Annotated in this window: 22 protein-coding genes; 14 read left to right on the plus strand and 8 right to left on the minus strand. The window is 61.7% G+C overall.

The features are described 5' to 3' along the window. Positions 1-87: 87 nt before the first annotated feature. Entirely contained in the window at positions 88-1785 is a 1698-nt protein-coding gene (locus HU765_RS17880; protein ID WP_186622033.1) for an AMP-binding protein, read from the minus strand. A 295-nt stretch (positions 1786-2080) separates the two neighbouring features. Here HU765_RS17880 and HU765_RS17885 point away from each other — a divergent pair, with 295 nt between their 5' ends. The 4 genes from HU765_RS17885 (at position 2081) to HU765_RS17900 (ending at position 7778) form a co-directional block, all read left to right on the plus strand. Next, complete coding sequence (locus HU765_RS17885; protein ID WP_186622035.1) at positions 2081-3244, plus strand: isovaleryl-CoA dehydrogenase; 1164 nt, start codon at positions 2081-2083, stop codon at positions 3242-3244. 100 nt (positions 3245-3344) lie between these two features. Beyond that, a complete protein-coding gene (locus HU765_RS17890) occupies positions 3345-4949 on the plus strand; it encodes a carboxyl transferase domain-containing protein (protein WP_186622036.1) in 1605 nt (534 codons plus the stop codon). Between the two features lie 79 nt (positions 4950-5028). Beyond that, complete coding sequence (locus tag HU765_RS17895) at positions 5029-5841, plus strand: gamma-carboxygeranoyl-CoA hydratase (RefSeq protein WP_186622037.1); 813 nt, start codon at positions 5029-5031, stop codon at positions 5839-5841. Further along, entirely contained in the window at positions 5841-7778 is a 1938-nt protein-coding gene (locus HU765_RS17900) for an acetyl/propionyl/methylcrotonyl-CoA carboxylase subunit alpha (RefSeq protein WP_186622038.1), read from the plus strand. The genes HU765_RS17895 and HU765_RS17900 overlap by 1 nt, the downstream gene beginning before the upstream one ends. Positions 7779-7818: 40 nt before the next feature. Here the strand turns inward: HU765_RS17900 and HU765_RS17905 are convergent, their stop codons facing one another. Continuing rightward, positions 7819-8478, minus strand: coding sequence for an XRE family transcriptional regulator (locus tag HU765_RS17905; RefSeq protein WP_186622039.1), 660 nt, complete (start codon positions 8476-8478; stop codon positions 7819-7821). A 130-nt stretch (positions 8479-8608) separates the two neighbouring features. Here HU765_RS17905 and HU765_RS17910 point away from each other — a divergent pair, with 130 nt between their 5' ends. Both HU765_RS17910 and HU765_RS17915 read left to right on the plus strand, forming a co-directional pair. Continuing rightward, entirely contained in the window at positions 8609-8947 is a 339-nt protein-coding gene (locus tag HU765_RS17910; RefSeq protein WP_186622040.1) for a DUF3077 domain-containing protein, read from the plus strand. A 482-nt stretch (positions 8948-9429) separates the two neighbouring features. Continuing rightward, positions 9430-10581, plus strand: a complete 1152-nt coding sequence (locus tag HU765_RS17915; RefSeq protein ID WP_186622041.1) for a carboxypeptidase family protein — start codon at positions 9430-9432, stop codon at positions 10579-10581. Between the two features lie 60 nt (positions 10582-10641). On the opposite strand, the gene HU765_RS17920 is transcribed toward HU765_RS17915, so the two are convergent. Both HU765_RS17920 and HU765_RS17925 read right to left on the minus strand, forming a co-directional pair. Beyond that, the gene (locus HU765_RS17920) at positions 10642-11187 is read right to left on the minus strand and encodes a cytochrome b (protein WP_186622042.1); all 546 of its coding nucleotides are present in this window, start codon (positions 11185-11187) and stop codon (positions 10642-10644) included. Continuing rightward, the gene (locus HU765_RS17925) at positions 11184-12290 is read right to left on the minus strand and encodes a catalase family peroxidase (RefSeq protein WP_186622043.1); all 1107 of its coding nucleotides are present in this window, start codon (positions 12288-12290) and stop codon (positions 11184-11186) included. The genes HU765_RS17920 and HU765_RS17925 overlap by 4 nt, the downstream gene beginning before the upstream one ends. A 156-nt stretch (positions 12291-12446) precedes the next feature. Here HU765_RS17925 and HU765_RS17930 point away from each other — a divergent pair, with 156 nt between their 5' ends. From HU765_RS17930 to HU765_RS17945, 4 genes are all read left to right on the plus strand, one after another. Beyond that, positions 12447-12953 carry a sigma-70 family RNA polymerase sigma factor gene (locus HU765_RS17930; protein WP_186622045.1) on the plus strand — a complete coding sequence of 169 codons (507 nt, stop codon included), beginning with the start codon at positions 12447-12449 and terminating at the stop codon, positions 12951-12953. Then, positions 12950-13705, plus strand: a complete 756-nt coding sequence (locus HU765_RS17935; protein ID WP_186622047.1) for an anti-sigma factor — start codon at positions 12950-12952, stop codon at positions 13703-13705. Before HU765_RS17930 ends, HU765_RS17935 begins: the two co-directional genes overlap by 4 nt. 135 nt (positions 13706-13840) lie before the next feature. Next, positions 13841-14971, plus strand: a complete 1131-nt coding sequence (zapE, locus tag HU765_RS17940) for a cell division protein ZapE (protein ID WP_186622049.1) — start codon at positions 13841-13843, stop codon at positions 14969-14971. A gap of 216 nt (positions 14972-15187) precedes the next feature. Then, positions 15188-16501 carry a leucine-rich repeat-containing protein kinase family protein gene (locus HU765_RS17945; RefSeq protein ID WP_186622051.1) on the plus strand — a complete coding sequence of 438 codons (1314 nt, stop codon included), beginning with the start codon at positions 15188-15190 and terminating at the stop codon, positions 16499-16501. Between the two features lie 102 nt (positions 16502-16603). Here HU765_RS17945 and HU765_RS17950 read toward each other — a convergent pair whose 3' ends face one another. Next, positions 16604-17308, minus strand: a complete 705-nt coding sequence (locus HU765_RS17950; RefSeq protein WP_039763362.1) for a YebC/PmpR family DNA-binding transcriptional regulator — start codon at positions 17306-17308, stop codon at positions 16604-16606. A 219-nt stretch (positions 17309-17527) separates the two neighbouring features. On the opposite strand from HU765_RS17950, the gene tssI reads away from it, so the two are divergent. Continuing rightward, positions 17528-18925, plus strand: a complete 1398-nt coding sequence (gene tssI, locus HU765_RS17955; protein WP_186622053.1) for a type VI secretion system tip protein TssI/VgrG — start codon at positions 17528-17530, stop codon at positions 18923-18925. Positions 18926-18936: 11 nt separating this feature from the next. On the opposite strand, the gene HU765_RS17960 is transcribed toward tssI, so the two are convergent. Both HU765_RS17960 and HU765_RS17965 read right to left on the minus strand, forming a co-directional pair. Beyond that, positions 18937-20328, minus strand: coding sequence for an FAD-dependent oxidoreductase (locus HU765_RS17960; protein ID WP_186622056.1), 1392 nt, complete (start codon positions 20326-20328; stop codon positions 18937-18939). Positions 20329-20397: 69 nt separating this feature from the next. Beyond that, positions 20398-21723, minus strand: coding sequence for an MFS transporter (locus tag HU765_RS17965; RefSeq protein ID WP_186622058.1), 1326 nt, complete (start codon positions 21721-21723; stop codon positions 20398-20400). Positions 21724-22017: 294 nt separating this feature from the next. On the opposite strand from HU765_RS17965, the gene HU765_RS17970 reads away from it, so the two are divergent. Further along, positions 22018-22890 (plus strand): LysR family transcriptional regulator, encoded by an 873-nt coding sequence (locus HU765_RS17970; RefSeq protein ID WP_186622060.1) that lies wholly within the window; start codon positions 22018-22020, stop codon positions 22888-22890. An 84-nt stretch (positions 22891-22974) separates the two neighbouring features. On the opposite strand, the gene HU765_RS17975 is transcribed toward HU765_RS17970, so the two are convergent. Continuing rightward, the gene (locus HU765_RS17975; RefSeq protein ID WP_186549855.1) at positions 22975-23835 is read right to left on the minus strand and encodes a LysR substrate-binding domain-containing protein; all 861 of its coding nucleotides are present in this window, start codon (positions 23833-23835) and stop codon (positions 22975-22977) included. 113 nt (positions 23836-23948) lie between these two features. Here HU765_RS17975 and HU765_RS17980 point away from each other — a divergent pair, with 113 nt between their 5' ends. Next, positions 23949-25058, plus strand: a complete 1110-nt coding sequence (locus tag HU765_RS17980; protein WP_186622062.1) for a 2-aminoethylphosphonate--pyruvate transaminase — start codon at positions 23949-23951, stop codon at positions 25056-25058. Between the two features lie 136 nt (positions 25059-25194). Continuing rightward, positions 25195-26022, plus strand: a complete 828-nt coding sequence (gene phnX / locus HU765_RS17985; protein ID WP_186622063.1) for a phosphonoacetaldehyde hydrolase — start codon at positions 25195-25197, stop codon at positions 26020-26022. The last annotated feature ends 78 nt before the right edge of the window (positions 26023-26100 follow it).

The raw sequence follows: 26100 nt of genomic DNA on the forward strand, positions 1-26100 counted from the left end.
GTGTCAGTCAATGCAGTGTGCCATTCACACTTGCATTGACTGACACACCGCTTTCGCGAGCAAGCCCGCTCCCACATTTGATCTTCTTCAGGACTGCCTTCCGCGCAGCTCTTCGATACTGATCTCGCGCATGCGGAATTTCTGGATCTTGCCCGTCACCGTCATCGGAAACGCTTCAACGAATTTGAAATGCCGCGGCGTCTTGAAGTGCGCGATGCGTTCTTTGCACCAGGCTTGCAGTTCCAGTTCCGAGGCGCTGTGGCCGGGGTGGAATTTGATCCAGGCGACAATTTCTTCGCCATAGCGCGAACACGGAATGCCGATCACCTGGACGTCCGCCACCGCCGGGTGAGTGAAGAAAAACTCCTCCAGTTCACGCGGATAAATATTCTCGCCGCCACGGATGATCATGTCCTTGTTGCGCCCGGCGATATTGACGTAGCCCGCCTCGTTCATGCTCGCCAGGTCGCCGGTGTGCATCCACCCTGCCTCGTCGATGGCTTCTGCGGTGGCCTGCGGGTTGTTCCAGTAACCCAGCATCACGCTGTAACCGCGGGTGCAGAGTTCGCCGATGGTGCCTCGGGGTACGAGATTCCCGGCCTCGTCGATGATTTTGCTTTCCAGCTGCGGCTGGGTGCGGCCGACGGTAGTCACGCGCAATTCCAGTTCGTCGTTCGGTCCGGTCTGTAGCGATACCGGACTGGTTTCGGTCATGCCGTAGGCAATCTGCACTTCGCTCATGTGCATCTCGCGAATGACCCGGCGCATGACTTCAATCGGACACGTGGCGCCGGCCATGATGCCGGTGCGCAGGCTCGACAGATCGAATTCGCCGCGCTGTGGCTGATCGAGCATGGCGATAAACATGGTGGGGACGCCGTACAGGCCCGTGGCCCTTTCCTCGGCGACGGCTTGCAGCGTCAGCAGCGGATCGAATGCATCGTTGGGGTAAATCATCGTGCTGCCATGGGTGATGCAGCCGAGGTTGCCCATGACCATGCCAAAGCAGTGATACAGCGGCACCGGGATCATCAGGCGATCGGCGGGGGTCAGGCCGATGCTCTCGCCGACCATGAAACCGTTGTTGAGGATGTTGTAGTGACTGAGGGTGGCACCTTTGGGAAAACCGGTGGTGCCGGAGGTGTACTGGATGTTCACCGGTTGATCGAAATGCAGACTGTCGCTGCGTTCGCATAATTGTTGCGGCGAGACACTGCGGGCCAGATCGGCCAGTTGCGACCATGGCAGGAAGCCAGATGGCGGTTGCGCATCGAGACTGATCACCCCGCGCAAGTCCGGCAGGCGCTCGCTGTGCAACTGGCCGATGGATTGCTCGGCCAGTTCCGGCGCCAGGCCCTGCAGCATTTCGTGATAATTCGAGGTTTTGAACGCGCCTGCACAGACCAGCCATTGGCAGCCGGACTGCTTGAGCACGTATTCGAGCTCGGAACTGCGGTACGCCGGGTTGATGTTGACCAGGATCACGCCGATTTTCGCCGTGGCGAACTGGCTGATGCACCACTGCGCGCAATTGGGTGCCCAGATGCCGAGGCGGTCACCGGCCTGCAAACCGAGGGCGAGCAAGGCGCGGGCATGCAAGTCCACGGCGTCGCCCAGTTGCCGCCAGGAATAACGCAACTGTTGATGGCGCACCACCAGCGCCTCGCCGTCCGGGTACTGCGCGACAGTCTGATCGAAGCGCTGACCGATGGTCATCGCCAGCAAGGCTTTGTCCTGAGAACCGCGGGTATAGCTGCGCTGCGGTGTTGCACTGGGTTGATCCATGATGACCCCTATTGTCTTTATTAGTGGGTGTATCGAAGTGCCCTTTGTAGGAGTGAGCCTGCTCGCGATAGCGGTGTGTCAGTCGAGGCAAACGCTGACTGGTACAACACTATCGCGAGCAGGCTCACTCCTACATGAAGCTCTCCGTTTTCGATCCTGAACTGTCCTTACTCTCGCCCAAGTTGACGCTTACGTAAAGCCGATTGACAGTCGAACTCTTGAAGCTTTACGTTAACGTAAAGCTGAACGCCGATTCTCGAGCGCTCCACCCGATAAAAAAGCCAAAAGGTGACCCATGAGCTATCCATCCCTGAACTTCGCCCTCGGTGAAACCATCGACATGCTGCGCGATCAGGTTCAGTCCTTTGTCGCCGACCAGATTGCGCCGCGGGCGGCGCAGATCGATCAGGACAACCTGTTCCCGGCCGACATGTGGCGCAAATTCGGTGACATGGGCCTGCTCGGCATTACCGTACCGGAAGAGTACGGCGGCGCCGGCCTGGGTTATCTGGCGCACGTGGTGGCGATGGAAGAAATCAGCCGCGGCTCGGCGTCGGTGGCGTTGTCCTACGGCGCGCATTCCAACCTCTGCGTCAACCAGATCAACCGCAACGGCAACCACGAACAAAAGACCAAGTACCTGCCCAAGCTGATCAGCGGCGAGCACGTCGGCGCCCTGGCGATGAGCGAACCCAACGCCGGTTCCGACGTGGTCTCGATGAAACTGCGCGCGGACAAACGCGGCGACCGTTTCGTCCTCAACGGCAGCAAAACCTGGATCACCAACGGCCCCGACGCCAACACCTACGTGATCTACGCCAAGACCGATCTGGAGAAAGGCCCGCACGGCATCACTGCGTTCATCGTCGAGCGAGACTGGAAAGGCTTCAGCCGCAGCAACAAATTCGACAAGCTCGGCATGCGCGGCTCCAACACGTGCGAGCTGTTTTTCGATGACGTTGAAGTGCCGGAAGAAAACATCCTCGGTGTACTCAACGGCGGCGTAAAAGTGCTGATGAGCGGCCTCGATTACGAGCGCGTGGTGCTCTCGGGCGGCCCGACCGGGATCATGCAATCGTGCATGGACCTGATCGTGCCGTACATCCACGACCGTAAGCAGTTCGGCCAGAGCATCGGCGAATTCCAGCTGATCCAGGGCAAAGTCGCCGACATGTACACCCAACTCAACGCCAGCCGCGCCTACCTTTACGCCGTTGCCCAGGCCTGCGAGCGCGGCGAAACCACGCGCAAGGACGCCGCCGGGGTGATCCTCTACACCGCCGAACGCGCCACGCAAATGGCCCTCGACGCGATCCAGATTCTCGGCGGCAACGGCTACATCAACGAATTCCCCGCGGGCCGCCTGTTGCGTGACGCCAAGCTGTATGAAATCGGCGCCGGCACCAGCGAAATCCGACGCATGCTGATCGGTCGCGAACTGTTCAACGAGACGAAATGAATTTCGTCAGCTGCAAGCCGCAAGCTACAAGAGAACCAAGCTCTTGCCCCAACTTGCAGCTTGCCGCTTGTAGCTAGAAGCTGCTTACGGAGTAAGCCCCATGATTCTGCACACTCAGCTCAACCCGCGTTCAGCGGAGTTCGCCGCCAACAGCGCGGCGATGCTCAAACAGGTCGACGCCCTGCACACCCTGCTCGCCCAAGTGGCGCAGGGTGGCGGCGCGAAAGCCCAGGAGCGACACACCTCGCGCGGCAAGTTGCTGCCGCGTGAGCGCATCAATCGCCTGCTCGACCCCGGCTCGCCGTTTCTCGAGATCAGCCAACTCGCCGCTCACGCCGTGTATGGCGAAGAAGTGCCCGCCGCCGGGGTGATCGCTGGAATCGGCCGGGTCGAAGGCGTCGAATGCATGATCGTCGCCAACGACGCGACGGTGAAGGGTGGCTCGTACTACCCGCTGACCGTGAAAAAACACCTGCGCGCGCAGACCATCGCCCAGCAGAATCGCTTGCCATGCATTTATCTGGTGGATTCGGGTGGCGCTAATTTGCCGCGCCAGGACGAGGTGTTTCCGGACCGCGAGCACTTCGGGCGGATCTTTTTCAATCAGGCCAACATGAGCGCCATGGGCATCCCGCAGATTGCCGTGGTCATGGGCTCGTGCACCGCTGGCGGCGCTTATGTGCCGGCGATGGCGGACGAGGCGATCATGGTGCGCAACCAGGCGACGATTTTCCTCGCCGGGCCGCCGCTGGTGAAGGCCGCGACCGGCGAAGTAGTCAGCGCCGAAGACCTGGGCGGTGCTGATGTGCACTGCAAGACCTCCGGGGTGGCCGACCACTACGCCGAGAGTGACGAACACGCTCTCGCCCTCGCCCGCCGCAGCGTCGCCAACCTCAACTGGCGCAAGCTCGGCGAGCTGCAGCAACGCACGCCGATCGCGCCGCTGTACGCCAGCGATGAGTTGTATGGCATCGTTCCGGCCGACGCCAAGCAGCCGTTCGACGTGCGCGAAGTGATCGCGCGGCTGGTCGACGGTTCGCTGTTCGATGAGTTCAAAGCGCTGTTCGGCACCACGCTGGTCTGCGGTTTCGCCCATCTGCACGGTTACCCGATCGCGATTCTGGCGAACAACGGCATCCTCTTCGCCGAAGCCGCGCAGAAAGGCGCGCACTTCATCGAACTGGCCTGCCAGCGCGGCATTCCGTTGCTGTTTCTGCAAAACATCACCGGCTTCATGGTCGGGCAGAAATACGAGGCCGGCGGCATCGCCAAGCACGGCGCAAAACTGGTGACCGCGGTGGCGTGCGCCAAGGTGCCGAAATTCACCGTGATCATCGGCGGCAGCTTTGGGGCCGGCAACTACGGCATGTGCGGGCGGGCCTATGACCCGCGTTTCTTGTGGATGTGGCCGAATGCGCGAATCGGTGTGATGGGCGCCGAACAGGCGGCCGGCGTGCTGGTGCAGGTCAAGCGCGAACAGGCCGAGCGCAGCGGTCAGGCGTTCAGCGCCGAACAGGAAGCCGAGATCAAACAACCGATCCTTGATCAATACGAAGAACAGGGCCACCCCTACTATTCCAGCGCCCGGCTATGGGACGACGGCGTCATCGACCCGGCGCAGACCCGCGACGTGTTGGCCCTGGCCTTGTCCGCGTCGTTGAACGCGCCAATCGAATCGAGCCGCTTCGGCGTGTTCCGGATGTGATGCTTTTTTTGTGGGAGCGAGCCTGTGTGGCGAGGGAGCTTGCTCCCGCTCCTGCAAAAAACCGTGGAGACGGATGAATATGAGTGATTTCAACACCCTTGAGCTCCAGAGTGACCCACGCGGCTTCGCCACGCTGTGGCTCAACCGCGCCGAGAAGAACAACGCTTTCAACGCCGAAATGATTCGTGAGCTGATCCTCGCCCTCGACAAGGTCGCCGGCGATGCCAGCCTGCGTTTTCTGTTACTGCGTGGGCGCGGCAGGCATTTCAGTGCCGGCGCCGACCTGGCCTGGATGCAGCAATCGGCGGAACTCGATTACAACACCAACCTCGACGACGCCCGTGAACTGGCAGAGCTGATGTACAACCTCGCCAAACTGAAAATCCCCACCGTGGCCGTGGTACAAGGCGCGGCGTTCGGTGGCGCGCTTGGACTGATCAGTTGCTGCGACATGGCCATCGGTGCCGATGATGCGCAGTTCTGCCTGTCGGAAGTGCGCATCGGTCTGGCGCCGGCAGTGATCAGTCCGTTCGTGGTGCAGGCGATCGGCGAACGTGCGGCACGGCGTTATGCGCTGACGGCCGAGCGCTTCGGCGGGCAGCGCGCGCGGGAGATCGGCCTGTTGTCGGAGAGCTATCCGGCTGCAGAACTCGATCAACAGGTCGAACAGTGGATCGACAATTTGCTGCTCAACAGCCCCGCCGCCATGCGCGCCAGCAAAGATCTGCTGCGTGAGGTCGGCAACGGTGCGCTGACCCCGGCCCTGCGCCGCTACACCGAAAATGCCATCGCGCGGATTCGTGTCAGCCCGGAAGGCCAGGAAGGCTTGCGTGCCTTTCTGCAAAAACGCCCGCCGAACTGGCAAGCCGCAACCACTCAGGAGTCGCGTTGATGAGCGCACCCGTGATTACCACCTTGCTGGTGGCCAACCGTGGCGAAATCGCCTGCCGCGTGATGCGCACCGCCAAGGCCCTCGGACTGACCACCGTCGCCGTGCACAGCGCCACCGACCGCGAGGCGCGGCACAGCCGTGAAGCGGATATTCGCGTCGATCTGGGCGGCAGCAAAGCGGCCGACAGTTACCTGCAAATCGACAAACTGATTGCCGCGGCCAAGGCCAGCGGCGCGCAGGCAATTCATCCGGGGTACGGTTTTTTGTCCGAGAACGCAGGGTTCGCCCGGGCGATCGAGGCGGCCGGACTGGTGTTCCTCGGTCCGCCCGCCTCGGCCATCGACGCCATGGGCAGCAAGTCCGCCGCCAAAGCCCTGATGGAAACGGCGGGCGTGCCGCTGGTGCCGGGCTACCACGGCGAAGCGCAAGACCTCGAGACCTTCCGTGAGGCGTGTGAGCGCATTGGTTATCCGGTGCTGCTCAAGGCCACGGCCGGCGGCGGCGGTAAAGGCATGAAAGTGGTTGAGCACGTCGGTCAGTTGGCCGAAGCCCTCGCCTCCGCGCAACGTGAAGCGCAATCGTCGTTCGGCGATTCGCGGATGCTGGTGGAAAAGTACCTGCTCAAGCCGCGCCATGTGGAAATCCAGATCTTTGCCGACCAGCACGGTCATTGCCTGTACCTGAACGAGCGCGATTGCTCGATTCAGCGACGCCATCAGAAAGTCGTCGAAGAAGCCCCCGCGCCAGGCCTGACACCTGAGCGGCGGCGAGCGATGGGCGAAGCGGCGGTCCGTTCGGCGCAAGCGATCGGTTACGTCGGCGCCGGCACCGTTGAGTTTTTGCTGGATGCTCGCGGTGAGTTCTTCTTCATGGAGATGAACACGCGGTTGCAGGTTGAGCACCCGGTGACAGAAGCCATTACCGGCCTGGATCTGGTTGCCTGGCAAATTCGCGTTGCCCGTGGCGAGGCGCTGCCGATCACCCAGGCGCAAGTGCCGCTCAACGGGCACGCCATTGAAGTGCGGCTGTATGCCGAAGACCCGGCGAACGACTTTTTGCCGGCGACTGGTCGCCTCGACCTGTACCGCGAATCCGCTGCCGGACCGGGGCGCCGGGTCGACAGCGGCGTTGCCGAAGGTGACGAGATTTCGCCGTTCTACGACCCGATGCTCGGCAAGCTGATTGCCTGGGGCGAGGATCGCGAGCAGGCTCGCCTGCGCTTGTTGAGCATGCTTGATGAATTCGCGATTGGCGGCTTGAAGACCAATATCAACTTCCTGCGCCAGATCATTGCCCACCCGGCGTTTGCTGCCGCTGAGCTGGATACCGGTTTTATCCCGCGTTATCAGGAACAGTTGCTGCCCGTGCCGGGGGCGCTGAGCGATGCTTTCTGGCATACCGCTGCGCAGGCCGTTGCGCAAAGTTTGCCGGCGGACGATACACAGTCGCCGTGGGCGTCAGCCAGTGGTTGGCGTGCCGGGCTGCCCAGCGAGATCACCCTTCACTTGAGCTGTGAGGGCGAGGATCGCGCACTGACCTTGAACGCAGATGGCAACGTAAGGCTTCACGGCGAAACACTGTTGATCGAACACGACGGTGTTCGTCGCCAGGTACGAGCGATTCGTCGGCATGACGCGGTGTATCTGCAATGGGATGGCCAGTTGCGCCGCATCGAAACGTACGATCCGATCAGCGCCGTGGAAGCTAGCCACAGTCATCAGGGCGGGCTGACCGCGCCGATGAACGGCAGCATCGTCCGCGTGCTGGTCGAGGCCGGACAAACCGTCGAAGCGGGCGCTCAGCTCGTGGTGCTGGAAGCCATGAAAATGGAGCACAGCATTCGTGCGCCCCATGCGGGCGTGGTCAAGGCGCTCTATTGCCAGGAAGGCGAAATGGTCGGCGAAGGCAGCGCGCTGGTGGAACTGCAAGAGCTGTGAACAAGCCGATCGATCCGCCGGCAAACGCGGATCGATCGGCCTAGAAACGTGCCGTTGCCTGGACCACCACACCGAGGATTCGGCATTCGTCGGTGAACAGCGCTTTCGGCCAGGTCGGGTTGAGCGGCACCAGGTAACGCTGGCCGCCCTCTTCGTCGAGTTTGCGAAAAATCGCTTCGTCGCTGTCGGGCCACTGCGCGATGACCAGTTTGCCCGGCACCGCCTCCGCTGCCGGATCGACCAGGATCAACATCCCTTCGGCCACGCTCGGGCCGCTGGGTGCCGTCATTGAATCGCCGGCCACCGTCAGCCAGAACGCGGCGCCACGGGCGTGGTAATCCGTCAGTTCGAACCGCTGCTTGCCTGAGGCGGGCGCATAAGCGGTCTGTTCGCTCTCGCGCGCTTCGCACGGGGTACGCCAATCGCTTACCGGGTAGCGGAAGTACGGGTTGTACTTTTGCGCCAGCGGCATTTCGTCCGCAGGCGTCAGCTGCGGCTCGCGGATCACCAGCTCCACTTCCAGAAATTCCATGCCCAGCGCTTGCAGCACACGGTTCATTTGCGTAATGCCCGGCTCGCGACGTTTGTTCAGCCAATGACCGATGCCGCCCTGGGACATGCCGACGCGCTCTCCGAGCTCTGTTTGAGTGATTTTGAGCTCACTCATTTTGGCCTTGACCAACTCAATCCATTTATCCATGTGCGGCACCTTACGCGGGAGCCTGCGGCCCGCAAAACACATATTGTAGTATTAAAATTCAAGTCACAATTACGGATCGTACTATCCTGAGCGAACGGACTTTCAATCCAACACGGAGTGGCCCCTCACGATGAATATCAACAGCAAAGACCTGCCCGATCTGCAAATGGACACCACCTTCACCTCGCCCCAAGGCACCGCCGCGGCCCAGCGAGCGCTCGACTATTACTTGAAACCAACTGTTTCAGAACCCCAGGCCGATGAGCGTTTTTTCGATGTCAGGCGTCACCTCAGCGGCGAGGAAGCGCTGGTGCATGCCTCGGATCTGTTGCGCTGCGCCGCAGCGACAGCCTTCAAAGCCGCCGAAAACCTGCAAGGCGTGAGTCGCGATCTGGCGTTCTCGGTGGTGCACATGGTGGATATGGCGCGGGCGATGGTTGACCACTCGCTTGACGGCGATGAGGCCTGAGCCATGAAAGCTCAAACGGACAGGAAAGAATTTTCCAATCGCGCAGATAAAAACATTTGACTTGCAAATGATAATGATTATTATTGCAAGCAGCTGGTCGCGAGATCAGTCGATAGACCAGGGACCTTAGGTCGGTCTTCTGGACTATCTCCTCATCAGGCTAATCACGGTTTTTGACCCGGCTTTTTGCCGGGTCTTTTTTTGCCCGTTTTTCGGGCTTGTGTCTTCAGGCTAATGAAGTCTTTGGGTGCTGCAAATTCGATGGCGCGGATAATATCAAAAGAATATTGGTTGGCAAGCCGAGCCCGGCCACATTGGGGCAAACTAACGACAATTAGCACTTGAGAATCAATCGCACAGTCTCTAAGCTGCCTTCGCGTCATGGAGGACGCCCCCCGCCACAAACCCCGCGATTCCCCTCGGTTTCACCGCTGTCTTGCGTGTAAAGTAGCCGCCATAAAAATCATATTCAGGACCCGACTATGACTGTGGCCAAATCTTCATTCGATATCAGCGCCAACTTCGACAGCGGCAATATCCAAGTCATCGACATCAGTAATCCGCTCAATCCGGTGCTGGCCATCCGCCCGGATACACGCAGCGCGCATTTTCAGTGGTTCCACTTCAAGGCCAGCGGCCTGCATGTTCATCAGGAACACTGGTTTCGCCTGGTCAATGCCAGCCAATCGACCTACAGCAAAGGCTGGCCGGGCTATCAAGCGGTGGCGTCGTATGATCACGTCAACTGGTTCCGCATCCCCACCAGTTTCGAAGGCGACAGCCTGCGCTTTTGCCTCGAAGCCGAGCAAACCCATGCCTGGTTCGCCTATTTCGAACCTTACAGCCGTGGCCGTCACGATTGGCTGATCGGGCAAGCGCTGAGCAAGGCTGGCACCGAACTGCTGGCGACCGGCAAAAGCGTCGAAGGCCGTGACATCCAGTTGCTGCGCAAAGGCAGCGGTGCCGAAGAGCAGCGCAAGATCTGGATTATCGCCCAGCAGCATCCGGGCGAGCACATGGCTGAATGGTTCATGGAAGGCGTGATTGAGCGCCTGGAACGTCAGGACGATCCGCTGCTGAACAAACTCCTGGCCAGCGCCGATCTATATCTGGTGCCGAACATGAACCCGGACGGCGCCTTCCACGGGCATCTGCGCACCAACGCCATGGGCCAGGACTTGAACCGCGCCTGGCAGAGCGCCAGTCAGGAAATCAGCCCGGAAGTGCTTTTCGTCCAGCAACAGATGGAAAAATATGGCGTCGATGCGTTTATCGACGTACATGGCGACGAAACCATTCCTCACGTGTTCACCGCCGGCTGCGAAGGCAACCCTGGCTTTACGCCGCGCATCGAAAAGCTCGAAGAGCATTTCCGCAGTCACCTGAAGCACACCACCAAAGACTTCCAGACCACCTACGGCTACACCCGTGACGAACCGGGTCAGGCCAACATGACACTGGCCTGCAACAGCGTCGGGCAGAAATACGACTGCCTGTCGCTGACGCTGGAGATGCCGTTCAAGGACCACGACGACCACCCGGACAAGCTCACCGGCTGGTCGGGCAAACGTTCGAAGCAATTGGGCAAAGACGTGCTGACCACGCTCGCCGACATGGTCGATACCCTGCGCTGATCGCCCTCCCCTGTAATGACAAAAGATCGCAGCCCGCCTGCGATCTTTTGCTTTGAGGGGTCAGCCGCGATCGCGCCCGCGCAACATGCTCTCGAGCACCTCATCACGGCGAACCCAGCCATGAAACAGTGCCGCCGCCAAGTGCACCAGTATCGTCAGAAACAGCAGATAGGCCAGATAACCGTGGGCCTTGCGCAACAACGCAAACAGCTGTGCATCGGCCGGCACGATTGACGGCAAATGCACTGAGGCGCTGAGCATCACCGGCTCGCCCGAAGCGCTGATCATCGCCCAGCCGAGCAGCGGCAACACTAGCATCAACGCATACAACAAGACATGGGAGCCCTTGGCTGCCAGCACTTGCCAGCCCGGCAGATCATCGGGCAGCGGCGGCTGGCGCGTGGTCCAACGCACCAGCAGGCGCACGATCACCAGCGCCAGGATCGCAATGCCCAACGGTTTGTGCAGATGGATCAACCATTCATGGCGAGACGACACCGAAGTGACCATCCCGGCGCCGATAAACAGCATGGCGATGACCATCAGCGCCATCAGCCAGTGCAACAGGCGCGCCAGCAAGGCGAAATGAGTCGGTTGCTTGCTCATGGGCGAGCCTCCTGTTTGGCCGCGGGCAACTGGCTGACTTCGCTGGTGCGACGCAGGTAGGAATCGGCGTAGCCGGCGGAACGCGCGGCGAGCAATGGATCGTCGGAACCTTGAATGCCGGCCGGCAACACCAGCGGGTCATAGTTGATGTCGCGGCACTCGCCACTGAGCTGCGGCTGGGTTTTCTCCAGCACCAGCGTACCGGCGTTCAGCACCTTGCGCTCGACGGGCCAGGATTTGCTGGCATCGTTTACCGGATCGTCGGCGTTGGCCAGGGTGATGTTCAATTGGAAGCGCAATGGTGCAGCAGCCAAGCGTTGCACCAGATCCTTTTCCAGAAAGTCCGCGCCCTCAGGGGCGGTGGCACCTGCCGCGTCCTGCGCCAATGGCGTCATGCTCCAGCGCACTGCCTGCTTTTTACCGCTGGCGTCGACCAGGTAAAACGCATTGACGCTGTTATAGGTTTCAGTGGCGTAACTGGCCGACGGCTTGGCGGTCTTCACCCACGTCAGGAACGGCACGGCTTCCGGGTGCGCAGCAAAGAATGCCGGGACCTTCGTCGGGTCGGGCTTACCGGTGGCCGGATCCGGTGACTGCGCCTGCTGCAATTGGTAGAACGCTTCGGGAGTGGCCACCGGGAACACCGGCATGCTGTTCATCCCGGTGCGCCATTGCTGGCCGTCCGCCTGAGTGAAGCGCAGCGCCAGACTGCGGATCGGCACGGCGCTGTCCGGCGCATACGGGTTGCCCGCCGGCAAGGCGAAGCGCCCGACCACCGGCGTCTGTGGTTGATTAAACACCTGCGCAGTAGAAAACGCCCGAGCCTCGCCACTGCTCTCGAAATGGCCGATCACGCAGACGCCCTTGGCGTGGTTGCGCCGAAAACCTTGATGCACGCCGTTGTTCTTTTCCAGCACATCGACCAGCGCCTTGGGCGTCAATCGCTGTGGGTCGAAGTTGCCATGCACGTAGGCCATCGCCCCGGCCACGGCGGCGACTACCACGGCAATGCCGCCCAGACGCAAAACCAGACTCGCGGCACTCAATGGCCGGCGTGGTGGCCTGCCGGGCGGTGCGGTGTTGGGAGACGAGCGATCAACCATGAAACTCTCCAGGCCAACGGCCGTAGGTAGGAAGAATCAGCAAGACGCGCGCCGTCAGGGTTTATTCCATGGCGCAGTGTTTATTTTTTCGAACGTGGAATAACCTCCAGTGACGGACGTCTTCCTAGTCCACAGCGTAGTGACTAGTAGAATTTCATGAGCGAATTCGACGAACAGTTGAGAGAAATCATTCCCCGGTTGCGCCGCTTTGCCGTGTCCCTGACGCGCAACAGCAGCAGTGCCGACGATCTGGTCCAGGCCAGCCTTGAACGAGCGCTGTCAGCGTGGGGCGGCAAACGCACCGACGGCGATTTGCGCGCCTGGTTGTTCGCGATCCTGTATCGGCAATTTCTCGATGCCCATCGCCGCGCTCGGCGCTATGCGCGAATGCTCGAATTCTTCACCGGGCGCGAGGATGCCGAACCGTCGGTAGAGCGCACCGTTATCGCCCGCTCGACCCTGCAAGCCTTCGATCGCTTGCCCACCGAACAACGCGCCCTGCTACTGATGGTGTCGGTGGAAGGCCTTGCCTATAAAGAGGTCGCCGAGATCCTCGGCGTCCCGACCGGCACCGTGATGTCGCGCCTGTCCCGCGCCCGCCAGGCCTTGCGCCAACTCAGCGACGGCGAAATCAGCAGCCCTTCTTTGCGGATACTCAAATGATCAGCCTGCCTCCCAGCGAGCATGACTTGCACGCCTACGTCGACCACCAGCTCAGCGACGCCGACCGGCGCGTGCTGCAAACCTGGCTGGCCAGCCACCCCGAGGAAGCGGCGCAAGTGCGCGCCTGGCAGCAGGATGCCCAGCAGCTGCGCGCGGCGCTCGGTGGCGCCTTGCAGCAACCGGCCAATCCGGCACTGGATCCGGTGCTGATCCGCCAGCGCCGCCGGCAGCAATCCCGACGCCATCTGGCCAGCGCGGCGGTGTTGCTGATTGCGGTCGGCATCGGCGGCTTCAGTGGTTGGCAGGCCAGGGAAATGACCCTCGCACGCCCCACCCCGCTGCCAATGACCGACGCCTTGCAGGCCTATCGGCTGATAGCCCAGCAAGGGATGCTGCCGGCTGATTACCAAGTCGACGATGGCGGCGACATGCAGCGCTGGCTCGACGGTTATTTCAAGCAGGCGGGGCGCTTGCCGGATCTCAAAGACGCCGGGTTCGAGCCGGTCAGCGGGCGTTTGCTGAGCACCGACGAAGGTCCGGCGGCGATGGTGATGTACGAGGATGGCAACGGCCACAAAGTGAGTTTTTACGTGCGCCCGCCGGGGCCGAAGAATACGTTCCTGCCGCGGGGCAGTCGCAACGATGGCGATTTGCAGGCTGACTATTGGTCCGGTGCCGGCTACAACTATGCGCTGGTCAGCCCGACGGACTCACCGGCGGCGCAGTTGCTCAAGCAATCACCACCGTTCTGAAATACCACCCTGCACTCGTCAGCTCTTACATTCGGGATCGTGCATATTTCATGGAGCTGGCGCCCGAGCTCTGGTTAAACTGGGACCGCCGCGCTCCCGGTGGAGCCGGCCCAATCAACCAGGAGTCTGCCCCGCGTGCCCGCCCGACCGTCCAGACGAACACGATTGAGCCAACGCTGGCGGGTGTTGCAGCGCTTGTTCGGCAAGGGCCTGGCCGCCAGCGCGGCGCCTGATGGCAATGCCCGGGCGATCCGCGAATATTTCCGCGACAAGGCCCACCAGCAGGGTTACACCCTCAGCCGCAGCCAGCAGCAGGTGATTGACTGCATGGCGCAGCAGGCCAGTATTTTGCTCGACAGCCGCGCGCGCACGCCGCCCAGCCTGTACCTGTACGGCCCGGTCGGGCGCGGCAAGAGCTGGCTGCTCGACGGTTTTTTTCAGGCACTGCCGATCGCCCGCAAACGCCGCCTGCATTTCCATCAGTTCTTCGCCCAATTGCATCAGGACATGTTCCGCCACCGTCAGTTGGAGGACGCGCTGGAGGTCACGCTCGACGAATGGCTGCAAGACTGCCAGGTCCTGTGTTTCGATGAGTTTCATGTCCACGATATCGGCGACGCGATGCTCATCAGTCGTCTGTTCAAGGCATTGTTCAAGCGCCGGATCGTGCTGTTACTGACATCCAACTACGCGCCGGAAGGGCTGCTGCCCAATCCGCTTTATCACGCCCGCTTCAAGCCGGTGATCGAACTGATCAATGCGCGTATGCAGGTGATGGAGGTGGGTGGTCCTCACGACTATCGCAGCCAGGCCCGGCGCCATACGCATCAGCGGTTCACCCAGGGACATTACGTCTGGCCCGCCACGCCGGCCCAACGCCAGGCCCTGAACGTGCCGCCGCAGGCTGCGCCGGCCCTGACGCTCGCGGTCGGCACCCGCCACCTGCAGGCGCGCTTGTGCGAAGAGCGTCGGGTCGGTTTTACCTTCAGCGACCTGTGTGAACAGCCGACGGCCGTCATGGATTACCTGCAGCTGTGCCAGCGTTTCGATCAGTGGATCATCGATGACTTGCCGGCACTGGATGCCTGCCCCATCGCTGTGCAGCAGCGCTTCATCAACCTGATCGATGTGCTTTACGATCAGGACAAACACCTGACGTTGCTTGGCCAACTGCCGTTGTGCCAGAGCCTGGCGGGCAACGCGATCGACCTGGCACGTACGCGCAGTCGGTTGGGGCAATTGCAGGAAGTCCACGAAGCCGACTGACATGTGAGAGCGAGCCCTGTGGGAGCGAGCCTGCTCGCGAAGCGGTGTATCAGTCACATCAGTCTTGATTGAAATTACGCCTTCGCGAGCAGGCTCGCTCCCGCAAGGTGCCGTGCAATTTCAAACCTCATTCAAGCCGTCATTCGCTTTGCCGTTATCATGTCGCCCACTTTCAGCGCCCAGGCGCCGTTCCACTGATCAATAGCGAACCTCAACATGCACACCCTTGCTCAATTGCGCGCCGGCGAGCTGTCAGGCATTACGCGGCTGGATCTGTCCGGCGGTCTGACCGAATTCCCGCGCGAGATTTTCGATCTGGCTGACACGCTGGAGGTGCTCAACCTCAGCGGCAACGCCCTGGATCGCCTGCCGGATGACCTGCATCGACTGACTCGCCTGCGCGTGCTGTTCTGCTCGGACAACCTGTTCACCGAACTGCCCGCGTGCCTGGGCCGGTGTACGGCGCTGACGATGATCGGCTTCAAGGCCAACCGCATCGTCAACGTTCCCGCAGCCGCCCTGCCCCCGCTGCTGCGCTGGCTGATCCTGACCGATAACTGCATCGAGACCCTGCCGAGCGAACTCGGTGAACGGCCTCACTTGCAAAAACTGATGCTCTCGGGAAACCGCCTACAAGCGCTGCCCTCGTCGCTGAGTCATTGCCAGCGTCTGGAACTGATCCGCGTTGCGGCCAACCGCCTCACGGAGCTGCCGCACTGGCTGCTGACCCTACCGAGCCTGACGTGGCTGGCCTACGCCGGTAATCCGCTGGAAACCGAAGCTGACGCCGCCGCCCTTGAAGCCACACCGCGCATCGACTGGGCGGCGTTGCGCCTCGAACAACAGTTGGGCGAAGGCGCGTCCGGGGTGATTTCCCGGGCGCAGTGGCAGCGCGGTGATGGCGTTTCAGTCCCGGTGGCGGTGAAACTCTACAAAGGCCAAATGACCAGTGACGGCTCGCCGCTGCACGAGATGAACGCCTGCATCACCGCAGGTCGGCACCCGAACCTGATCCGGGTCGAAGGGCGCATCGTCGGCCATCCCGATGGGCAGCAAGGGCTGGTGATGCAGCTGATTGATCCGAGTTATCGCAACCTCGCCGGACTGCCCAGCCTCGCGTCTTGTTCGCGCGATGTTTACGCTGACGACCTGCGCTTGAACACCGGCGTCGCCTTGCGCATTGCCAAGGGCATCGCCTCGGCAGCGGGACACTTGCACGCGCAAGGCATCACCCACGGCGATCTCTACGGGCACAACATTTTGATCAACGATCAGGGCGATTGCCTGCTTGGGGATTTTGGTGCGGCGTCGTTTCACGCCACCGCAGACAGCCCGCAAAGCCGTGCCTTGCAACGCCTTGAAGTGCGCGCGTTCGGTGTACTGCTGGGGGAATTGCTGGCGCGCATCGACGCGGGGCTCAGTGTCGAGCGGCGTGTGGCGCTGGAGGAACTGGAGCGGCGCTGCTGTCAGGCGGATGTGCTGGAGCGGCCGGGTTTCAGCGAAATCAGCGAGGTGTTAGAGAGTCTGTGACCGCTGCGCGGTCATTCGCGAGCAGGCTCGCTCCCACAGTTGAAATACCTTCCAATGTGGAAGCGAGCCTGCTCGCGAAGAAGTGCTTACTGGCGAAACAGATCAGCCCGCCAGACCGACAAACATGTCCTGCACATCGTCATGGTTGTCGAGGCCTTCGAGGAACGCTTCGACTTCTGCCATTTGCTCGTCGCTCAGGCCGCTGACCGGATTCTTCGGCTGGTAGCCCAGTTTCGCCGACAACACCGTGAAGCCCTGCTCCGGCAATGCTTTCTGCACGGCGTCGAGGTCGGTTGGATCGGTCAGGAACAGCGTTGCGCCCTCTTCACCCGGTTCGAAATCCTGGGCGCCGGCTTCGATCGCGGCCATTTCCGGATCGGCGTCAGGGGTGTCCGGCGAGGCTTCGATCATGCCGACGTGGTTGAACATCCAGGCCACCGAACCGGAAGCGCCGAGCTGGCCCTTGCGGAAGGCCACACGGATTTCCGCCACGGTGCGGTTGATGTTGTCGGTCACGCACTCGACGATCAGCGGCACCTGATGCGGGGCAAAACCTTCGTAGGTGACGCGATGGTATTGCACGGTCTCGCCCAGAAGACCAGCGCCTTTCTTGATCGCGCGGTCCAGGGTTTCTTTTGGCATCGAGGCTTTCTTGGCCTGTTCGACCACCAGACGCAAATGCGCGTTGGTGGCGGTATCGGCACCGTTGCGGGCCGCGATGGTGATTTCCTTCACCAGCTTGCCGAAGATCTTGCCCTTGGCGTTGGCTGCCGCTTCTTTGTGTTTAACCTTCCACTGTGCGCCCATTACTCACTCTCTTGATCTGTGGCGCCGAGACATCTATTGGCCGACGCGTGGCGCAAGTTTATACGGCCTAAAGTCGGCAATCGACCAGAAAATGCCGGGGCCGAATCGACATCTTCACCAAACCCCGTAGGACTCTTCTGAAAAACCGCTTTGACATGACCATTCGGCCCGGCGGTTTCGTACCCTCTGTGGCCCGAATCGCCTGACAGAGCCCGCTCGATGCTCAATGACAAGGAAAGTCCCTTCACCCTCACCCTGACCGACAGCGGATTGCGCCTGCCGGTGTTGCGCTTTCGCGGTGAAGAAGCGCTCAACCAGCCGTATCGCTTTGACCTGCGGTTGATCGGCGTCGCCCCGGCGATTGCGCCCGGCACGCTGTTGCACCAGCCGGCCTTTTTGCACCTCAGTGCGCACCATGGCATTCACGGTCTGATCGCCAGTGCCAGTTGCGAGCATCGCGGCACGCATCGTGTCGGCTATCGCCTGAGTCTGGTGCCGCACCTGCAAAGATTGGCGCAAGGGAGTAAACGGCGCGTGTTCACCCAACTCAGCGTGCCGCAGATCCTGCAGCGTTTGATGGCGGAAAACGCCCTGCCGGGCGACGGCTACCGTATCGAAATGAGCGTGGGCCAGTACCCGCCACGTCCGTTTTGCGTCCAGTACGAGGAAAGCGATCTCGCGTTGATCCAACGCTTGTGCGAAGAAGAAGGCATTCACTATCACTTCGAACACGGCCCTGCCGGACATGTCGTGGTGTTTGCCGATGACAGCCTGAGCCTGCCGCAAGAACCCCTACCGCTGGCATTCAAGGCCGATGAGCAGACGCCGTCGCCCTGTGTCAGCGCGTTGTATCAGCAGCATCACGCCGCCCCCGTGGCTGCGCTGCCGCGGGTGCGTGACCGCGGGCAGCGAGCGGCCTATCAAGACGCAGCCAATCAGATGGCCGCGGATCCGGCGCCCTTGAGGCCTTCGCCTGAACAATCTCACCTCGAACAGCGCAGCCGTCGTCATCTGCAACGACAGCGTTGTCAGTTGCGCTCCATCGAGGGCCGCAGCGACTGCTGTGCGTTGCGTAGCGCAGGCTTGCTGATGGTCACCGAACACCCGATCAGCCACTTCAACGAGCATTGGCGGATCACCTCGGTGCGCCATCAGGGGCAATCGCCGTCGATTCTTGACCCGACCTGCGTGGTGCAGCGCTATCACAACGACTTTAGCGCTCAACCCTGGTCAAGCGACTTCCGCCCGCCGCTGCAGCAACCACGCCCCAGCGTGGTCGGCTATCACCTGGCGCGCGTGCTCGGCGCGTCAGGACAGCCGGCGCAACTCGACGCGCAAGGGCGTATCGCCGTGCAACTGTGGCCGCAGACCGAGGCGCACGCTGATGATAGCGATGCGGTTTGGCTGCCCATCGCCATGACGCGGGTCAACGGGCGTATTGCGGCGGACGAATTGCCCGGCGCCGGTAGCGAGGTGTGGGTCAGTTTCCTCGACGGCGATCCGGACCGGCCGATCATATTGCTCGGTCACTCGCGCAAGCTGCCGCCGCGCGAACCACCGTCCGCTGAAGACAGCAGTCTGCTGCTCGACTGGCTGCTCAATGGCAGCGAACAGTAACCAGGGGGCGCTCAGCCTTTGTCGGCCTTGCCCGCGGCCGCGGCAAACTTCGCCAGCCGCACGTCCAGATGCCGTGGTCGGCGGCCATGGTCTTCGGCGCGCTCCTTGCGGCGAATGGCGTTGCGCACCAGCAGCGAACCCAGATAGCGGATCGGCTCTGGCGGGAAGTAGCCCAACGGACCGTTGACCAGCGGCGAACGCGTCCACGGGTTATCCAGCCCTTGCACCAGTGACGCGAGAATCTGCCCGCCCATGTGACAGGGGCCGACCCCGCTGCCTGAATAGCCGAAGCCGTAAAACACATTGCCGCTACGGCTCATCTGGCCGAAAAACGGCAAACCAGTGACCGAGCGATCCGATGGACCGTTCCAGGTCGCGTCGACCTTGACCTCGGAGAATGCCGGAAAGAAGTCGTCGAGGCTGCGCTTGAGCAACCCGGCATACGGTGACGGCTGGTCGAATACCGGCGACAGGCGACCGCCATAAGCGAAGGTATTGCCGCCCTTGCCGAGCATGATCCGACCGTCCGCGGTGTTGTGGTAGTAGTGCACGAAAATCCGTGAGTCCAGCACAGTGACGCCACTGGTCAAGCCGATCTGCTGCAACAGGTCCGGACGTGGCTCGGTGATCAGCATGTCGCTGGAAACGATCGCCACGCTGCGCTCGAATTGTGGGAAGGCGCGAGCCATCCACGCATTCATCGCCAGCACCACGCGGTCGGCTATCACGTTGCCGTTCGGCGTCTGGATGCGCGCCGGGCGGCCCTCCTCCAGGCCAGTCATCGCCGACTGCTCGTGGATTTTCACGCCCAACTGCAGCGCGACGCGGCGCAGGCCACGCACCAGTTTGCCCGGTTGCACACTGGCCGCTGCGGGCGAAAACCAGCCCTCCAGGTGCTTTTGCGAACCGGCCATGCGCTGCACATCGGCCAGCGGACGCTGGCTGAAGGAGTTGATGCCGTTGCGCTCCAGCGCCGCAATCACCGCGTCCGTCGAACCGACTTGTGCGCGGTTGGTGGCGGTGTACAAAGTGCCGTCGAGACGGTACTCGGCATCGACGCCGTAATGCTCGCAAAACGCGCCGATGGCATGGATGCTGCGCTCCGACTCTTGCACCAGGCGTACAGCTTCCGCGACGCCGAACAAGCGCTCAAGGGTGAAATACTTCGCCGACCACGACAGCGCGCAACCACCGTTACGCCCACTGGCGCCTGCACCGCAGATATCGGCCTCGATCAGCCGCACGTCGAGTTCGGAGTTTTGCTGCTTGAGCATGATCGCGGTCCACAGCCCGGTGTACCCGCCACCGACAATGCACACATCGGTACGCACGTCGCCCTGTAGCGGTGGACAGGTTTCGCTACGGTCAGCCAGCAAGGCCTGCTCCAGCCAGAACGGTCTCATGGGGTTTCTCCAGTCAGTTGGCCGCGCCACGGCCTGCCACACACCGCAGCAGGCCGCCGGGCAAGGGGTTCAGGAACGCAGCGGTTTGATCGTCAGCGGGCCATTGGGAATGGCGGCACGCGGCTCCATGACGCCGACCGGGCGACTGTTCCAGTGCGGAATCAGCACCAACGCCGAGAACAGTGCACAGCCGGCGAACACGATGAACACGGTCACCGAATCGAAATAACCAGGCAACAATCCGCCCAGCACCGCCCCGACCGAACCACAGCCATTGACGAAACCGGCAGCCGTGGCGCCAGCCTTGGCTTTGCCGAAGTCGATGGCGGCGGCACCGCTGATCATCGAATCCGGACCGTAAAGGGTCAGGCCCATGACAAACAGCAACAGCACCACCAGCAACACGCTGCCGCTTTGCAACGCCGCCATGAACAGCGCCAGGGTCACGGTCAGCGCCAGCAGGCTCAGCACGCAGGCCGGCATGCGGCGGGCGCCGAACAGTTTGTCGGAGGCCAGACCGATCAGTATCGGTCCGAGCAATCCGGCCAGTTCGAACGCGGTGGGGATGATCGCTGCGCCGACCTTGCCGACACTGGGCATCTGCTCAAAGACAATCACCGGGCCCCACAACAGGATCGCGTAACGCGCCGGTTTCAACATGAAGTACGCAAGGCCGAGCACCAGCACCGTGCGGTTGCGCAGGATTTCCTTCAACGGCTCCCAAACGCTGAGTTTGCTGTTGGCGGTGGTTTCTTCAGCCGTGAGTAGCGGCTCCGGCTCCACCGCCGGCAAGCCGACGTCTTCGGGTTTGTTGCGCTGGAAGATAAAGAACAGCACCGCGACGACCGCGACCACCGCCGCGCTGGAAATGAAAGCGGCATGCCAGCTGCCGATCAGCGTGTACGCCCACCAGCCGGCGAAGGGCGACGCCACCAGCCCGCCGAAGGCGTAGCACGAACTCCATAACCCGAGTACGCGCCCACGTTGCTGCGCCGGGAAGAAGCTGCCCAGGTTTTTGCACAACCCCGACCATCCCGTCGATTGCGCCAACCCCTGAATCAACATACAGGTGGCAAAGATCGGCAGCGTGGCGAAACTGCCCATCACCAGCGCCGCGGCGGCAGAAATCAGCAAGCCACCGAGCACCACAACCCGGGGGCCGAAGCGGTCGGCGAGCATGCCCCAGGTGAATTGGCCGATGGCATAAGACGCCAGATAAATCGCGTCGAGATTGGCCATGGTCATCTTGTCGAGCATGAAGCCCGGGTCTTCGGCGATGCCCAACTTGGCCACCGAAAACGCTTTGCGGGTGAAATAGAAAGCGGCGTATGCGAGCCAGGTGACAGCGAAAATCTGCACGCGCCAACGCGCAAGGGTGCCGATGTGCTTGTTCATGGTGGTTCTGACCTCAGGGTGTGAGTGTGCCGGCAGAATCGTTAAGAAAAACGCCTGTGTTTTTTATTGTTGAGCACTGCGATACCAGCGCGTCCCTGCGCCGATAGCGGTCAGATGAGTCCTGTTGTTGCACGCCCAGGCTCATGGGCCAACGCTGCTGCCCGAACGGACAGTCAGCGGTGGCGTGAGCCGATCAAAGCAATTACTGTTTAATAAATAAAATCGATTTATCGTATTTCACACATAAGCTCAGCTTGTTACTAAGTGGAGCTGCGCTCGTCATCCGGAGTCGCCATGTCCGTTTCCCACGCCCAACTCAAAGCCTTCCACGCCGTGGCCGTGCATGGAAGCTTCACCCGCGCGGCCGAGCGCCTTTACCTGACGCAACCGGCGATTTCCGACCAAGTGCGCAAACTCGAAGAACGCTTCGGCGTGTTGCTGTTTCACCGCAATAAACGCTCGGTGCGCCTGACCGACCTCGGCGAGCGGCTGCTGGCGATCACCCAGCGTCTGTTTGTGATCGAAGCCGAAGCTCAGGAGCTGTTGCAGGAATCCCAGGCGCTGCAAACCGGCAGCCTGATCCTGGCGGTGGATGCGCCGGTGCACGTGCTGCCGCAGATTGCGCGTTTTTGCGAGCGCTATCCGGGAATCAGCGTGAAGATCGAGACCGGCAACACCGATGAATCGCTGTTTCGCCTGTTCAATTATCAGGCCGATCTGGCGCTGCTTGGGCGTGATGTCAGCGATGAGCGATTGCTGTGCGTGGCGCTGCGTAACGACCCGATGGTCGCGTTTGTTTCACGCAACCACCCGTGGGCCGATCGCGCCTCGATCTGTCTGGCAGATCTGGATGACACACCTTTGGTATTGCGTGAACACGGTTCGGTGACGCGACAGACGCTGGAGGAAGAAATGGCGCGCGCCGGGTTTCGCATTCGCCCGGCAATCGAGGTTGAAGGCCGGGAGGCGGCGCGCGAGGCGGTGGTCGTGGGGATCGGCGTCGGCGTGGTTTCCGCCGCGGAGTTTGGCGCCGACTCGCGGGTCTGCGCCCTGCCGATCACCGATTGCACCCGGCGCCTGACCGAGACGCTGGTGTGCTTGCGCGAGCAGAGTTCGCGGCGAGTGGTGGCGACGTTTCTCGATATGGTGCGCGAAAGTCTCGTGTAGGCAGCATCGGCCCCTTCGCGAGCAGGCTCGCTCCCACCGTCAAATGGGCGAGCGAGCCTGCTCGCGAATAAGTCGCCTCGGTCTTCAGTCAGGGGCCAGGTCAAAAAATGCCTGAATCAAGCGCAACTCGCGCCGCCGCTCCATGCAGCCAATCATGTGCCGGTTCACCAGCCCGTCCCCGGCAAGCGCAATCGCCACCACGCGCGGGTCGTGGCTGACTTCCACCGAAGACACCACTCCGACACCCAACTCAGCCGCCACTGCTTCGGTGACGGCCTCGCGACTGTCCAGTTCCAGCAACACCCGGGGATGAATCGAGGCCTGGGCGCAGGCCTCGTCGAACGTGCGACGGGTGATCGAACTCGGCTCGCGCAGCACCATGATCACCTGATCCAGCTCCTTGAGTTGCACCTCAGCGCAACGCGTCGCCCAAGGATGCGCCGCCGGCACCAGGGCGCAGATCCGCGACTCGCTGAGCGCTTGCAGATGCAGGCCTTTGCGTGGCTCGACCTGCGTCAGCACGGCCACATCGGCATGTTCCGAGAGCAGCGCTGCCAGTGTTTCCTGGGCATTGCCCAGGCGCAGATTCACCGTGATCCCCGGATAACGCGCGCGCAGGCTGGCGAGCATCGGCATGACCATGTGCGGGCCGTCTGCCGCGACTTCCAGGCGGCCGGTCAGCAATTGGCGATTGGCTTCCAGCAGGGCCTGCGCCTCTTCCGCCAGACCGAACATGGCCCGGGTGATCGCTGCCAGTTTGGTGCCCTCCTCGGTCAGCTCCACCCGTCGCGCGGTGCGGCGCAGCAGGGTGATCTGGTAATGCTCTTCCAGCGCCTTGATGTGCCCGGTGACCGCCGGCTGACTGATAAACAACCGCGCGGCGGCGCGGGTGAAGCTGCCTTCCCGGGCCACGGCGTCGAAGGCGCGCAGCTGAAACAGGTTCATGAATAACCCTCACTGATGGCTGGCATAACAACAAACAATTTGATTGATGACACGGCGAATTGCAACGTATGCCCCGTAGCTTCATCCCACAGCGCTTTCGCGAGGACACAAGAATGAGTACCGCCGCTCCAATTCTGCTCACTCCCGGCCCGTTGACCACGTCGGCCCGCACCCGCCAGGCGATGATGGTTGACTGGGGCTCGTGGGATGACCGCTTCAATCAACTGACCGCCAGCCTATGTGAGCAACTTTTAGCGATTCTCAACGGCGCCGCCAGCCATCACTGCGTGCCGTTGCAGGGCAGCGGCACCTTCGCCGTCGAAGCGGCCATCGGTACGCTGGTGCCGCGCGACGGCAAAGTGCTGGTGCTGATCAACGGTGCGTATGGCAAGCGTCTGGCGAAAATCTGCGAAGTGCTCGGCCGCTCGTTCAGCACCTTCGAAACCGCTGAAGACGAACCCACCACCGCCGCTGACGTCGATCGCCTGCTGCGCGCCGACGCGGACGTCACTCACGTTGCGCTGATCCACTGCGAAACCAGCACCGGCATTCTCAATCCGCTGGCGGAAATTGCCCAAGTCGTTGCGCAACACGGCAAACGCCTGATCATCGACGCCATGAGTTCCTTCGGCGCACTGCCGGTGGATGCGCAAAAAATACCGTTCGACGCGCTGATCGCCGCGTCCGGCAAATGCCTGGAGGGCGTGCCGGGGATGGGCTTCGTGTTCGCGCGCAAAGACTCGCTGGCCGCAGCGGCTGGAAACTCGCACTCGCTGGCAATGGACCTGTACGACCAGCACGCCTACATGATGAAAACCGGACAATGGCGCTTCACCCCGCCGACCCACGTGGTCGCAGCCCTGCATGAAGCGCTGCTGCAGTACCACGAAGAAGGGGGCCTGCCGGCGCGGCATGCGCGCTACGCCGCCAACTGTCAGGCATTGATGGAAGAAATGGGCAAACTCGGCTTGCGCAGCTTTCTGCCGGCGGCGATTCAGGCGCCGATCATCGCCACATTTCATGCACCGCATGATCCGCGTTATCAGTTCAAGGAATTCTACGAACGGGTCAAGGCCAAGGGTTACATCCTCTACCCCGGCAAACTCACCCAGGTCGAGACGTTCCGCGTCGGCTGCATTGGCCATGTCAGCCCTGACGAGATGCGCCAGGCCGTCGCCGCGGTGGGCGACGTGCTGCGCGAGATGGAAGTGCTGGAAATCTGAAGCCCTACCCCTGTGGGAGCGGGCTTGCTCGCAAATGCGGTCGCGCATTCAACATGGATGGCGACTGACATACCGCCTTCGCGAGCAAGCCCGCTCCTACACCGAATTTTATTGCCAACTCAGGAATGTGACTGCCATGAACTACACCAACCCAAGCAAGCTGCAAGCCGCCATCCTCGACTGGGCCGGCACCGTGGTCGATTTCGGCTCTTTTGCGCCAACGCAGATTTTTGTCGAAGCCTTCGCCGAGTTCGACGTGCAGGTTTCCATTGATGAAGCTCGCGGGCCGATGGGCATGGGCAAGTGGGATCACATTCGTACCCTGTGCGATCAGCCACAAGTCGCCGAGCGTTACCGCAAAGTGTTCGGCCGCACGCCGAGCGACGACGACGTCACCGCCATCTACAACCGTTTCATGCCACTGCAGATCGAAAAGATCGCTGAGCATTCGGCGCTGATTCCGGGCGCGCTGGACACCATCGCGCACCTGCGTCAGCAAGGGATCAAGATCGGCTCCTGCTCCGGTTATCCGAAGCCGGTGATGGACAAAGTCGTCGAACTGGCCGCCCGCAACGGCTACGTCGCGGACCACGTGGTCGCCACTGATGAAGTACCGAACGGCCGTCCATGGCCGGCGCAGGCCCTGGCCAACGTGATTGCGCTGGGCATCGACGATGTCGGCGCTTGCGTGAAGATCGACGACACCGTGCCAGGCATTCTCGAAGGTCGCCGTGCCGGCATGTGGACGGTCGCGCTGATCTGTTCCGGCAATGCGCTGGGTCTGGACTACGAAGCCTTTCGCGCACTGGGCAGCGATAAACTGACCAGCGAGCGCAAGCGCATCCATGCCCAGTTTGCAGACGCTCGCCCGCATTACATGATCGACACCATCAGCGATTTACCTGAGGTGATTGCCGACATCAACCGGCGTCTGGCCAACGGTGAGATGCCGCAGAACACTTGAGGCTGAAAAACAAACACCGCTGATCAATGATAATCAGCGGTGTTTTCTTTTTGTTCAAAACCAGGACAACGCTCGGTA

This window comes from Pseudomonas sp. SWRI81, from assembly GCF_014268545.1.
In the GTDB taxonomy this organism is placed as follows: domain Bacteria; phylum Pseudomonadota; class Gammaproteobacteria; order Pseudomonadales; family Pseudomonadaceae; genus Aquipseudomonas; species Aquipseudomonas hamedanensis.